The 12715-nt window shown below is 35.9% G+C and carries 11 protein-coding genes and 1 pseudogene; 8 read left to right on the top strand and 4 right to left on the bottom strand.

Annotated elements, in window-relative coordinates; translation table 11 throughout:
* Nucleotides 1-92 precede the first annotated feature (92 nt).
* The 3 genes from DD829_RS17770 to DD829_RS17760 all read left to right on the top strand — a co-directional run bounded on the left by DD829_RS17770 (nucleotide 93) and on the right by DD829_RS17760 (nucleotide 3417).
* On the top strand, nucleotides 93-2114 hold the full coding sequence (locus DD829_RS17770; RefSeq protein ID WP_108409772.1) for a M4 family metallopeptidase: 2022 nt from the start codon (nucleotides 93-95) through the stop codon (nucleotides 2112-2114).
* A 188-nt stretch (nucleotides 2115-2302) separates the two neighbouring features.
* Nucleotides 2303-2803: an RNA polymerase sigma factor gene (locus DD829_RS17765; RefSeq protein WP_108409771.1), complete on the top strand. Its 501-nt coding sequence runs from the start codon at nucleotides 2303-2305 to the stop codon at nucleotides 2801-2803.
* Nucleotides 2804-2820: 17 nt separating this feature from the next.
* Nucleotides 2821-3417, top strand: a complete 597-nt coding sequence (locus tag DD829_RS17760; RefSeq protein ID WP_108409770.1) for a hypothetical protein — start codon at nucleotides 2821-2823, stop codon at nucleotides 3415-3417.
* A gap of 55 nt (nucleotides 3418-3472) precedes the next feature.
* On the opposite strand, the gene DD829_RS17755 is transcribed toward DD829_RS17760, so the two are convergent.
* Together DD829_RS17755 and DD829_RS17750 are read right to left on the bottom strand one after the other, a co-directional pair.
* Nucleotides 3473-3907, bottom strand: a complete 435-nt coding sequence (locus DD829_RS17755; RefSeq protein WP_262497973.1) for a YdcF family protein — start codon at nucleotides 3905-3907, stop codon at nucleotides 3473-3475.
* A gap of 131 nt (nucleotides 3908-4038) precedes the next feature.
* A complete protein-coding gene (locus tag DD829_RS17750) occupies nucleotides 4039-5520 on the bottom strand; it encodes a S41 family peptidase (RefSeq protein ID WP_228408237.1) in 1482 nt (493 codons plus the stop codon).
* Nucleotides 5521-6134: 614 nt separating this feature from the next.
* On the opposite strand from DD829_RS17750, the gene DD829_RS17745 reads away from it, so the two are divergent.
* On the top strand, nucleotides 6135-7232 hold the full coding sequence (locus tag DD829_RS17745) for an MBL fold metallo-hydrolase (RefSeq protein ID WP_108410882.1): 1098 nt from the start codon (nucleotides 6135-6137) through the stop codon (nucleotides 7230-7232).
* A gap of 1 nt (nucleotide 7233) precedes the next feature.
* On the opposite strand, the gene DD829_RS17740 is transcribed toward DD829_RS17745, so the two are convergent.
* Entirely contained in the window at nucleotides 7234-7521 is a 288-nt protein-coding gene (locus DD829_RS17740) for a GNAT family N-acetyltransferase (RefSeq protein WP_087710810.1), read from the bottom strand.
* Between the two features lie 247 nt (nucleotides 7522-7768).
* Between DD829_RS17740 and DD829_RS17735 the strand changes: the two genes are divergently transcribed.
* From DD829_RS17735 to DD829_RS17720, 4 genes are all read left to right on the top strand, one after another.
* Entirely contained in the window at nucleotides 7769-8191 is a 423-nt protein-coding gene (locus DD829_RS17735; protein WP_228408236.1) for a hypothetical protein, read from the top strand.
* Between the two features lie 119 nt (nucleotides 8192-8310).
* On the top strand, nucleotides 8311-9204 hold the full coding sequence (locus DD829_RS17730) for a helix-turn-helix domain-containing protein (protein ID WP_108408939.1): 894 nt from the start codon (nucleotides 8311-8313) through the stop codon (nucleotides 9202-9204).
* An 88-nt stretch (nucleotides 9205-9292) separates the two neighbouring features.
* On the top strand, nucleotides 9293-10294 hold the full coding sequence (locus tag DD829_RS17725) for an aldo/keto reductase (RefSeq protein ID WP_108408940.1): 1002 nt from the start codon (nucleotides 9293-9295) through the stop codon (nucleotides 10292-10294).
* Nucleotides 10295-10369: 75 nt separating this feature from the next.
* Nucleotides 10370-11560, top strand: coding sequence for an MFS transporter (locus DD829_RS17720; protein ID WP_108408941.1), 1191 nt, complete (start codon nucleotides 10370-10372; stop codon nucleotides 11558-11560).
* A gap of 153 nt (nucleotides 11561-11713) precedes the next feature.
* Here DD829_RS17720 and DD829_RS23800 read toward each other — a convergent pair.
* Nucleotides 11714-12715: pseudogene (locus tag DD829_RS23800) on the bottom strand (hypothetical protein); the annotation flags it as partial.

The following is a 12715-nucleotide window of genomic DNA, read 5'->3' as shown; positions in this document are numbered from 1 at the left end:
AAATATTCTTAATTTTAATAGAATTGCTGTCTTTTTTGTAACAAACTTTATCTTTTCCTACTAACTGTCAGATTTAATCAAAAAAGAATAATATGAAAAAGACAGTTACAATTGTTAAAGCATTGATTTTTTCATTTGCTATCGGTATTGCACCGCTTTCTTTGGTAAAGGCTCAGAAAAAAGAACGTACAGAGCTTTCTGTGAAAAATTTTCCTAAGCGTATTACTACTTCATCAATGGGGAATTTCAGTGCTGATTTCAGCGGGCAGAATATTCCTTCGGATTATCTTATTAATCATTTAGGGGAGTGGCTGGGAAGTAATGGAGATCATTCTTTTTCACTGGTAAAGACTGCTACGGATGAATTGGGAATTAAACATTCTGTATATCAGCATTATTTTAAAAATACTAAAGTAATGGATGATGTTATTTCTATTCATGAAAAAGATGGAATGGTAACTTTTGTGAATGGTGAGTTTATAAATAGTACAGATTTTAATACCGCGGCACAACTTTCTGATCAGGAAGTAAAACAGATTATTTCTAATGAAAAAAATACAGCTTCTGAAAATCTGACATTCGGAACAGCAGAAAACGTAATTGCAAAAGTGTATGCCGGTAAAGATGTGAAGCTTTATAACACCACTACTGTAGCTACTTCCTCATTAAAACCTCTTTTCTCTGAGGTGATCTATATTGATAATAATACAAAAAAAATTGTAAAAACACTTTCGCAGATTTATCATGCAGATACTCCTTCTGTAAGTACAACATACTACAAAGGCAACCAGTCTATTACAGTAGATTCTTACAATGGAAGTTACAGACTGCTCGATAATGCAAGAAAAATCCATACGTATGATGCTACCGGTTTTACAGGACAGCTTGGTCTCGATGCAGGTGGAAATCTTGTATTGGCAGGTTCTACGGAATATACAAACAGTTCTGCGAATTTTACTTCAGCAGCCACAAAAGCTCCGGTAGAAGTTCACTGGGCGATAAAATCCTCTTATGATTATTATCTTAATAAATTTAACAGAAATAGTTTTGACGGAAACGGTTCTGCCATCAATAATTATTATAATATGGATTTTTCGAAGCTTAGTTCTTCGTATCCTGCAGGATATGGCTTTAATGCAACCGCTGTAAAATTGGCAAACGGCATGCAGTTTATGGCTTTTGGTAACGGAAACCTTCCTGGTTCTCCCGGAGCAACCAATACTCTGGCTTCCATTGATGTGGGCGGTCATGAATATTCTCACATGATTATCGATAGAAATGGAACGGGAGGTCTGAATTATCAGTCAGAATCAGGAGCGTTGAATGAATCTTTTGCAGATATTTTTGGAACAGCGATTGAATTTTACGGAGCTCCAGCTTCTGCTAACTGGACGGTTGGCGAAGGTGTTCTTAATGTTTCTCCGGGATATATAAGAAGCATGTCTAATCCTAATTCCGCTAATCCTGCTTTAGGTCAGCAACCCGATACCTACAACGGCACTTATTGGGTGAGTGTAGTAGGATGTACACCTTCCGGACAGACAAATGATTACTGCGGAGTACATACCAACAGCGGAGTAGGCAACTATTGGTTTTATCTTCTTTCTCAAGGCGGATCTGGAACCAATGACTTGGGAACAGCGTTTAATGTTACAGGAGTAACACTGGCAAAAGCGGAAAAAATTGCTTACAAAACTTTAACAACTTATCTCACGCCAAACAGTACTTTTCTGGATGCTTATAATGGAACAAAACAAGCGGCTGCAGACCTATTCGGAGCAAATGCACCCGAAATACAACAGGTTGAAAATGCTTGGTGTGCAGTGGGGGTAGGTAATTGCCAAACCATTCTTGCCGTGAAAGATACTTCAGAAATTTCAAATGAAATCAGAGTTTATCCAAATCCTGTTAAAAACGGAGTGTTCACCATTGAAAATACTAAGAATGATGCAACCTTCGAAATTTATGATGTTTCAGGAAAACTGGTAAAACAGGATGAAAAATTAAATAAAGGAACCAATAAAATTAATATTTCTGGGTTCCAAAAAGGAATTTACATCATTAAAATTAGTGTAAATGGTACTGCTGTTTCTAAAAAGATAGTAGTGGAATAAGTTTTCAGCATCAAAAAAACACAATGAATGCCCGGCGGAATATTTCTGCCGGGTTTTTTGTTAAAAAAAATCTTTAAATGTTCTATGTTACCCTGCAACTAGAATTCTACGAAATGTTTAAACAGATTTAAATAAAAAAACTGTAACATTTTTATGAAGGGCAAACTAATTCTATAGAGCGTAAAATTATGACCTCATTAGAACACGAATTTTTAAGAGAAATAGAAAAACATAAAGGAATCATTTTTAAGATTTCTAAAATGTACATGGACGAAAAAGAAGACCGCGATGATCTTTTTCAGGAGATCACCTATCAGGTCTGGAAAGCATATCCCAAATTTAAAGGAGAAAGCGAATTTTCGACTTGGCTGTACAGAATTGCCCTGAATACAGCCATTATTTTCCTTAAAAACGAAAAAAGAAGGAGTTTTATAGGAAATGAAGATTTTTCGGAATATAAAATCATTCAGGAAGAATTTGATCATGAAAAAGAAGAAAAACTGAATGCCATGTATAAAGCCATTCATCAGTTGAATCCTATTGACAAAGCTTTTATTTTCTATTATCTCGAAGATTTTTCCGGAAAGCAGATTGCCGAACAGATGGGGATTTCCGAAGGAAATGTAAGGGTAAAAATGAACCGCGCCAAAAACAAGCTGAAAGATATCTTAAACGCAAATACACAATAACATTTAAATCAAACATCATGAATATAGACGACCTTAAAAATACATGGAATGAAGATCATTCTTTCGACGAAACTCCTGAAATAAGCATTGAGCAGAAAAACAGAATCCATCTTCCGCTGGAAAAAATCCGTAAAAATATGCGGATGGAATTTTGGTCCACCGTGGCAATTTTCGTTTTTGCTTTTGCCTTAATTGCCGTCTGTGCAGGATCTTTCAAGTTTAAATTTTACATCTCGATTCTTATAGTATCAATGGTTTTTGTAACCTTTTTCTTTTTCAGTCAGTTTTTTAAACTGTATAAAAACATGAGCGAAACGATGATGAAAACCTATGACAGTTTGCAGGATCTTTTGCATCAGTTTAACCTGAATAAGCAATACTACCTGTCTTTTTATCTTGCTTTTGTCCCGTTTTTAGTCTGCGAACTTATTATCGTTCTGGAGTTTATACCGAGACCAGTTCCTTTATCGGATACACAGATTGCCATTACGCTAATTTCTACCATGATTATCACGATGCCTTTGCTGCTTTTATTGGGAAAACTTTGGTTTAATGTGTTCTACGGAAAATATATCAAGCAGATTGAAACGCTTTTCTCTGAACTGAAAAAATAGATTTCTGGGTTTTCTTGGTTTTCGGCGGCGAAGCCGCCGAAAACCAAGAAAACCTTTACTGCGTATAATAAGCCGGAAATTCACGCAAAATCGAATACAGATCCCGCCATTCAAAATAAGCCGGACTTGCTGAACTTACATTTTCAAAACCTTGATCTTCAAACAGTTTTTTGGTTCGGGTAACATGGAAATATTGGGAAACAACGATAATGCTCTTAAAATGTAATTTGGGTTCAAGTTTAAGCGTATTTTCAACGGTCAATCTTGTGTTATCTCCTTTATTGTCAACGATAATTACAGAATCAGGAATTCCTTTGCTAAGGAGAAACTCTTTCATTTTATCCCCTTCGTAAAATCCTTCCTTTCCCAATCCGCCACTCACGAGAATTTTTTGGATTCTGTGTTGCTGATACAACGCAATTCCGGTTTCCAGACGTTTTTCAAGCCTTGTTGATAAAGTCCCGTCTTCATTCACTTTATTTCCCAGAATAACGGCAAGATCGGCACGTTTTCCCTGATCAGAAAGACCATCGGTAACAATATAAATGGAGTGAATGATAAACCATAAAAACAGAGCAGTAGCTATGATTTTTAAGTTTTTAAAATACTTTTTGACATCAGTTATGGACGTTTTTCTTTTTCAATTTCGTTGATTATCCAATCCAGTTGCGGATCTTTTTTCTCAAGAATATCCTCCATGGTTTCAGAAACTTTTACATCCGGAACAACCCCCTTTTGAGTATCAGTAAACGTAATATTGGGCTGTACCAGAAGAACACCGATGGGCAGATCGATCTTGGAATTAGGCAGCGTTTGATAAGAATAAAATCCGGCAACCGTACCGTCATTGGCTCCTCCGGTTTCCTCTCCTACAAGAACTGCTTTCTTATCATTTTTAAGCTTTGAGGTTAAAATTGAAGATGCTGAAAAACTCGAGCCATTAATTAGCACAAAAACTTTTCCTTTAAAAACATCATTTTTGGGTTTAGATACTTTGTCGGCTCTGGTTTTGTAATAAAATTTGCCGTCTTTTTTATACGTGCTGAAAGTCTGTCCGAAGAAAAATGCAGGATACATCAATGTTTTGAAAGCATACTGCAAAAAACCGGATTTTCTGAAATAATTGGTTTTCAGAGGCGACGATTTCGAGATTACCTGTGACGGTTTTATCAGCGTGTACGGCTCAGAACTAAGATAAGAATACAGATTATTAATTTCTTCAAGCGAACCGCCGTAATTGTTCCGAATATCAATAATTAAATATTTTGCATCTGCTTTTTTAATCTTTCTGAACGTTTCTTTATAAAACTTCGAAGAAAAAACACCCGAAAAACTTTTCACCTGAATGTAAGCAACCGTACTGTCCTGATCTAAAAATTTAAAATTACGGTTATAAGAATTGCTCAAAGCAACATAATCATTCACTTTTTTCTCCTGCGTCCGCTTTTTGTTTTCCTTGTCTATCTTAAGATCCTCGTCAGATTTTAATTCCCTCTTAAGTTCATAAGTCCTCTTTTCTCCATGATAAAGCGTTTCCAGAGTTGCGCGGTCTTCGTAGCCTTTTTCCGCAACATAATAATTGAAGAAAACATCCTTCAGGAAATAAGGCTGAAAAGTCGTGTTGAAACCATCACTGCTGATCAGTTTTTTATACCGTTTAATATATTCAGAAACAGGAACCTTATCGATCGAGAGAATTTCTGTTCCCGGCTTTATATTTTGGATCGAATCTTTATTTTCGCTAATGTAAAGCCTGTCGTTTTTCACATAATATTCAAAACGGCTGAACATTCCTTTTTTCCCTTCCAGTGCTTTAATTTCTTTTTTGTTAATTCTTTTAGACGGAATTCTCAGCGAAAGATGACCTTCCCTTATTTCGGCAATTACAGGCTGCAATTTAAAATAAAACTGAAGCGGCGTAAGCGGCTCCTGAATCGTTTGTTTAAGACTGTCAAACTTAAAATCCAGTGTTTCCTTGGTGATGTACCAGTACAGATTTGGGTGCGTTTCCTTCAGTTTGGAATAGGCAAAATCAACATCCTCTTTCAGTTTTTCGGGGGAAATACATACTTTCTGCTGCTCATTGTGCTTTTTTACAGACACGCAAGAGCATAGCGAGACAATTAATACTAATATGAAATAATTTCTGAGGCGCATTTTCAATTTTACCAATGCTAAAATAATTACTTTACCCCAATGAATTGTTGATGTTTACCATAAACAACTAAAATACTTAAAATTTTAACATATTTCAAATTAAATAAAGCATTTTGGATTTCTCCACTTTGTATTAGTAAAATGAAGTTGTTTAAATTTAACCTCAAAAGGTATGTTAATATGCAAATTATTTTTTAAATTTGTTTAAACTATTTTTTGGGAAAACTATTGTTTATCCCGTTCAGACAGGCGAAACCCTGTCTGTATTTTTATTTTCTTCATAATTGATATTGAATTCTTCCTCTTTTTTTTCATTTAAGTATTCAACTTGAACAACTAAAGTGTTACAATTTTTTGCATCTTTTGCGGTAAAAAAGTTTAGATAAGTTTAATAAATCAAACGCAATTGCGAACGAAATATATCACAAAAATATCAATAAATCCTCTGCAAACCAGACGTTACAACAATTACTAAAAATTATTCAGATAAAAAATAAAGGAATTTCAATTTTAAATCGTCATAGCTTATAAAGTCATACATTTGACAATTATTTTAAGAAATGGTTTATACAATTATTGCAGTTGCAGTTTTAGTGGTTTTATTATATTTTGTAATTACAGGACAGGAAGTCTTTGGCGCGGAAGCAAAAGGAGAGAGGTTAAAAAGAATGCAGCAGTCCGCTCGTTACAGAGACGGTCAGTTTCAGAACCTAAGCGAAACACCCTCTCTTGCAGAAGGGTATTCCATGCCGAAAGTAATGTTTGATTTCTTTTTTGCTAAAAAAAATCCGCTTTTAAAGCCACTGAAAAATATTCCATCCATTCATACAGATTTAAAAAACCTTCCTAAAAATGAAGATATTTTTGTGTGGCTGGGACATTCTTCGTATTACATTCAGACCGATGGCGTTTCTTTTCTTATTGATCCGGTGTTAAGTTCTTACGGTTCGCCGTTTAAGTTTTTCAACAAAGCCTTTTCCGGAGCTGATATTTTTAAGCCCGAAGATATTCCGGAGCTTGATTATCTGGTGATTACCCACGATCATTACGACCATCTGGATTATCCTACGGTAAAAGCCATTAAAAATAAAGTAAAAAAGGTCATTTTACCATTAGGAGTCGGTTCACATCTGGAAAGATGGGGTTATGAACCGGAACAGCTCATCGAAGAAGAGTGGGGAAGTGAAGTTGTTTTGAAGAATGATCTTAAAATAATTTATACTCCTGCAAGACATTTTTCAGGAAGAAAAGTAAAACGAAATGTTACACTCTGGACTTCCTATGTTTTGGAAACCCCAACAAAGAAACTGTTTTTAGGCGGAGACAGCGGCTACGATACCCATTTCAAAATGATCGGTGAAAAATACGGACCTTTCGATTATGCATTTATGGAGAACGGACAGTATAATGAAGCATGGAAATACATCCACGCGTTACCGGAAGACGTTATTCAGGCAAGTATTGATGTAAAGGCGAAAAATATCATTCCGGTGCATTCGTCCAAATTCGCATTGGCACTCCACGCTTGGAACGAACCGCTGGAAAAAGTAACGAAGCTCGGAAAAGATAAAAATCTTAATATTTTAACACCCATGATCGGCGAACCTGTTGATCTGAATGCTTCAGATAATAAGTTCAGAGTCTGGTGGAAAGACTAATTTACGCGTGCCAAATGTCTTTGTAACGGGCAGGATGATTTTCAAACTGCTGTCTTACAAAATCACATTCAGGATCTACCAGAAGATCTTTTTCTTCGGCATAGCGAACAAGTTCGTCCAGAAGCATTTTGGCGTAACCTTTCCCTTCATGCTCCTCCTCAAGTTTGGTGTAGTAGACAATTAAAAGTCTGCCGTCGATCTCAATGGACATATAGCCCGACTTTTTTCCGTCAATAAGTATCTGCAATTCATCCTGATACGGAGATACTTCAAATTTTATATTTTCCATACGATTGAGATTTTTCGGTGATTGAAAAAGATTGGAGAACTTTTCTCCTTTTAAAATTACAAATTAAAACTGAAATCTGCGAAAATTTTAAGAATTTTTAAAACCGTTAAGAAAAATTTATGAATAGATTATAAATGTTAGGAAATCAATGATTTATATATGGTTTGATGATCTTTAAAAATGATTAAAAATATTTTGGCATTCAAATTGAAAATTTCTGTACAGTAGAATTTAAATTGAATGAAAGATGAAAAAGTTAATCATAACAATGATGTTGGTAGGAACTTTTGGTTTATCCTACGCACAGACGGATTATTATAGCGATTACAGAAGAAGCATCTCAGATGTGAACTGGCAGAGCGTAATTTCAGATCTGGTGCTTTCAACAACACAGGCAAACCAGATTTATGCACTGAACAATCGTTACAAAGATTATGATTCCTGGAACAGAGTATATGATAATAATCCTGATCGATGGAGAAATGACCGTTATGTAGAGTTGGAAAGGATTTTAGGAAGGGACAAGTATGCTAAATTTAAAAACAGATATTATAAAGGACAAAATCCTGTAGCAGTTTACAATAGAAATAAAAATAATGACAAACGCTATAAACACATGGATAAAAAAGCCAAAGCTTACAGGTACAAACACGGAAAAGGTCATCATTAAAACCAATTAATCAATTATATTTAATCTTAAATGGCTGGTCGAAAGATCAGTCGTTTTTATTTTATCTATAATGATTATTTCATGATCAGATTTATGTTTGAATTTTATAATTTTGAAGCATGGAATCTAATGAAACTATAAAAGGATTTTATCAACGCGTCGGTCTGGAGTGCATCAAAACTCCCGGAGTTGGACATTTTAATGTTTTTTCACGCGAAAACTGCTCACTCATTACGCCGTACAGCAGAAGAGATTATTATAAAATTTCATTAATCATCGGGAAAGGAAAACTACATTATGCTGATAAATGGATCTATGTGGATCAGCCGGCTTTGCTCTTTTCAAATCCGGTGATTCCTTACTCATGGGAAGCGGAAGATAATGATCAGAAAGGTTTTTTCTGTCTTTTTACAGATCATTTTGTGCATGACGGAAACCGTCTGGGAAATCTTCAGGATTCCCAGCTCTTCAAAATTGGTGGAACTCCGGTCTTCTTTATCAATGAAGAACAGCAGAAAACCTTTGCCGATATCTTTATTAAAATGATGAACGAAATTCAGTCCGATTATCTTCATAAATATGATATGCTGCGTGCTTATCTTCATCTTCTGATCCACGAAACGATGAAAATGCATCCTGCGGAAAATTTTGAACCTTATCAGAACGCTTCGCAGAGAGTCGCTTCCTTATTCATGGAACTGCTGGAAAGACAATTTCCCATTGACAGTCCCGAAAGATTTTTAAAACTGAAAAGTCCGGTGGATTATGCCGAAAGTCTTTCTATTCACGTTAATTCTTTAAACCGTTCTGTAAAGGAAATTACGGGAAAAACGACAAGTCAGCAAATTGCAGCTAGAATTATTCAGGAAGCTCATGCCTTATTAAAACATACTGACTGGAATGTTTCTGAAATTGCCTACGGATTAGGCTTTGAAGAACCGGCTTATTTTACCAATTATTTTAAGAAACAAACCGGAATGACGCCCAATGCAGTAAGAACTGCGCTTGTTTGAATTTTATAATTCTTCGTTTGAATTCTATATTGAAATCATTCAGCGGCTGTTATAATTTTGTACTGTAACTTTAAAATCACAAGCTATCATGAAATTTAGAAAATTAGGAAACACCGGAAAAGAATTATCAGCTATCGGTTTGGGATGTATGGGAATGAGCTTTGCTTACGGACCTACAGATGAGCAGGAAAGCATTAAAACTCTTCATAAATCGTTGGATCTTGGGATCAACTTTTGGGATACAGCCGATATGTACGCAAACGGAGAAAATGAAAAACTTATTTCAAAAGTTTTGGTTCCGAACCGCGACAAAATTTTTATCGCAACCAAATTCGGGTTCAGGTTTAGAGACGGACAAGCCGGTCACAGCGGCGCTCCGGGAACGTATTTTGACGGTTCGCCGGAATGGATTAAAAAGGCAGTGGATTTAAGCCTTCAACGCCTGAAAATTGATGAAATCGATTTGTACTATGCGCACAGAGTAGATCCGAATATTCCTGTGGAAGAAACGGTAGGTGCAATGGCAGATTTGGTAAAGGCTGGAAAAGTAAAATATTTAGGTTTATCCGAAGCTTCTGCGGAATCGATCAGAAAAGCACATAAAATTCATCCGATTACCGCGCTGCAGTCAGAATATTCCCTGCTTACGAAAGATGTGGAGCGTGAAGTTCTGCCTGTAATCCGTGAACTGGGAATCACTTTAGTGCCCTATTCACCTTTAGCAAGAGGACTTTTTTCAAATATTAATGAAGCTCAGAACTTTACGGATGGAGATTTCAGAAAGTCTTTACCGCGTTATCAGGAAAAATATCTTGAAAATAACAGAAATTTAGCTCAGGAGATCAATGATTTTGCGGCTTCAAAAGGCGTAAAAGGAACTCAGCTTGCTTTAGCATGGGTTCTGAATCAGGGAGAGGATATCATTCCGATTCCAGGCACGAAACGCATCCAATATTTAGAAGAAAATATTGAAGCAACCAAAATTGAGCTTTCAGAATCCGATCTGAAAACAATAGATTCTATCTTAAAGAAATATCCCGACGTTGGTGAAAGATACAGCGAAGGATCAATGAAATTAGTCAATAATTAAAGTCGCATCAATTCAGATTTTCAGGATCTTTTTTCGGAAATCTGAATTTTCAATTGATAATTTTTAACATCAGCAATGGTTACCCTTAAAGAAAAAAACAAATTTATTGCTACGGTTTTAGCATTTGCCGTTATTCCGATGTCCGGACTGGCAACGGATATTTATCTGCCTTCTATGCCGAGTATGGCAACGGAACTGCATCAGACGGAAAGCAATATTCAGCTTACTTTATCCATATTTTTAATCAGCTACGGTCTTACCCAGTTTTTTGCCGGAAGTATTGTAGATTCTTTCGGAAGATATAAAGTTTCCATGATTTCTCTGGCACTTTTTGTCGCCTCTTTTTTAATTACCGCTACAACGCAGAATATTTTTGTGATCTATGCAATGCGTGTTTTGCAGGGTGTTTTGTCTGGCTTTGCAGTCGTTGCCAAAAGAGCTTTTTTTGTGGATGTTTATGAAGGAGAAGAACGGAAACATTATCTCAGCATCATGACGATTGTCTGGTCTGTAGGACCTATTGTTGCACCGTTTATTGGAGGTTATCTGCAAAAAAATTTCGGATGGCAGTCAAATTTTTACGTTTTGGCAGGGTACAGTTTGCTGCTGCTGATTCTGGAATTTATTTTTTCCGGTGAAACCCTGAAGAAAAGAAATCCATTTCATTTGGAATTTCTGATTAAAGAATATAATTCCATGTTTAAAGCTAAAGATTTTTTCTACGGAATGATTATGTGCGGCTTGAGCTACTCGATGATTATGTTTTTTAATCTTTGTGGTTCCTTTATTATTGAGCATAAAATGGGCTATTCCGAAGTTGTGGCAGGATATGTTTCTCTTATTCTGGGTTTTGCATGGATGACGGGCGGATTTTTAGGAAAGGCATTAATTAATAAAGCTTTTCTACCCAAAATAAGAAATGCCAACTTTATTCAGTTGCTTCTGATCGCTGTTATGTTTGCAGCTTCGTATTTTTCTAATAATATTTACAGTCTGGTTGCGTTTGCTTTTTTAATTCATGTGACCGCAGGATTTATTTTCAACAATTATTTTTCCTACTGTATCGGAAGATTTCCTAATTCTGCCGGAATTGCAGGAGGTTTAACGGGTGGAGTAGCCTTCATTATTACTTCAGCATTAAGCTATGGAATTGCAGCATTCATAAAACCTCAGATTCAGCTTCAGGTTGCGGAAGGCTATTTTATTCTCGGACTTTTAGGACTGTTTATTTTAAGCATGATTAAATTCAGAAAAGCTCATGCTTAAAAGTTTATATTTATTTAAATTTTCTACGACATAGTTTCCATAATAAATCCTCTCATTTTCGGGAGGATTTGTTTTTTACTTTTCATATTTTTAATAGAAAAAGCCCCTTTAGAAAAGGAGCTTCTGTTAAGTATATTGCTAATAATCTCTTGCTTATATTTGTGTGATTGTGTATGTTCCTGTTGCGTTAAAATTAATATTAAACTCAATCTTATAATTTTTCGGCGTAGAGGTAACATTTGGAAAATTAATTGAAGCCCCACTTAAATCAAAAGATCCATCATTTAGGTTGTCTCCCAAATCGTCAGGTTCTGGTCCGTCATCAAGACGTACATAAAACGATGAACCATTGCCTGTAGTAACACCATATACATTAATAGTAAACTTTCCCGTTGAGGTATTATAAGCTACATTGGTTGTAGGCGGATTTCCGTTTGTTGAAGTAAACTTAAGTTTAGGAACTGTGTTGATAAAGCCAACCATAACTTCAGGACCAGTATCGTGGTCTAAATAAATCTCATAAAATCCATTAGAAGTAACATTAAAATTACTTCCGTTAGCTTCAATAGCACCGATAGCACTTGAACCGTAAGTTTGAGCACCGTTTCCTGGTGAAGCTAAAAATTTTATCTGGGTGTTAGCTTGCAGATATTTGTATCCTACTTTTGGAAGTCCATTTCCTCTTAAAAGTTCTGCAGTTGATGGATTAAATGAATTATATGATCCATACATATACAAATTGGAAGGTACTGTATTTCCTGCAGAGCTGGAATTTGTAGGTAAGCTTAAAGTCCCGGAATCATTCACTCCTAAAGTATAACTTGTTCCATTAGGAGAAGTTAGCGTAATTCCCTGTCCTGCTCCTGTTACAACTGTTTTACTCACTTGTGCATAAGGTACACTCATCAACTGATTTACCCCGACATTCGTATAGTTAGAGCCTCCTGCAGGATCCATTTCTACCTTTACAAATTTGGCATTGCTTCCCCAGTTGATCGCCCCGAAATTTCCTGTAGTAGCTGTTCCCTGTCCGATGTTCAGGTTTACCAGACCTTTAGCGTTGGTAGTTTTGTTTTGAGTTTCTGTATATAAAACCGTTCCGTTGGCTGCATTATCCAGAATGCTGATTCTCAAAGAAACGTTTCCGTTAGCAAT

The sequence above is a fragment of the Chryseobacterium sp. HMWF035 genome, from assembly GCF_003094695.1.
Taxonomy (GTDB): Bacteria; Bacteroidota; Bacteroidia; order Flavobacteriales; family Weeksellaceae; genus Chryseobacterium; species Chryseobacterium gambrini.
The sequence above is the reverse complement of the archived record's forward strand: the minus strand, read 5'-3'. Positions and strand labels throughout refer to the sequence as shown.

Bases quoted from the DNA above. Each gene is read 5' to 3' on its own strand.
- DD829_RS17720 (WP_108408941.1), top strand. From the start codon at position 10,370: ATGGTTACCCTTAAAGAAAAAAACAAATTTATTGCTACGGTTTTAGCA.
- DD829_RS17745 (WP_108410882.1), top strand. From the start codon at position 6,135: ATGGTTTATACAATTATTGCAGTTGCAGTTTTAGTGGTTTTATTATAT.
- DD829_RS17725 (WP_108408940.1), top strand. From the start codon at position 9,293: ATGAAATTTAGAAAATTAGGAAACACCGGAAAAGAATTATCAGCTATC.
- DD829_RS17765 (WP_108409771.1), top strand. From the start codon at position 2,303: ATGACCTCATTAGAACACGAATTTTTAAGAGAAATAGAAAAACATAAA.
- DD829_RS17730 (WP_108408939.1), top strand. From the start codon at position 8,311: ATGGAATCTAATGAAACTATAAAAGGATTTTATCAACGCGTCGGTCTG.
- DD829_RS17760 (WP_108409770.1), top strand. From the start codon at position 2,821: ATGAATATAGACGACCTTAAAAATACATGGAATGAAGATCATTCTTTC.
- DD829_RS17735 (WP_228408236.1), top strand. From the start codon at position 7,769: ATGAAAAAGTTAATCATAACAATGATGTTGGTAGGAACTTTTGGTTTA.
- DD829_RS17770 (WP_108409772.1), top strand. From the start codon at position 93: ATGAAAAAGACAGTTACAATTGTTAAAGCATTGATTTTTTCATTTGCT.
- DD829_RS17740 (WP_087710810.1), bottom strand. From the start codon at position 7,521: ATGGAAAATATAAAATTTGAAGTATCTCCGTATCAGGATGAATTGCAG.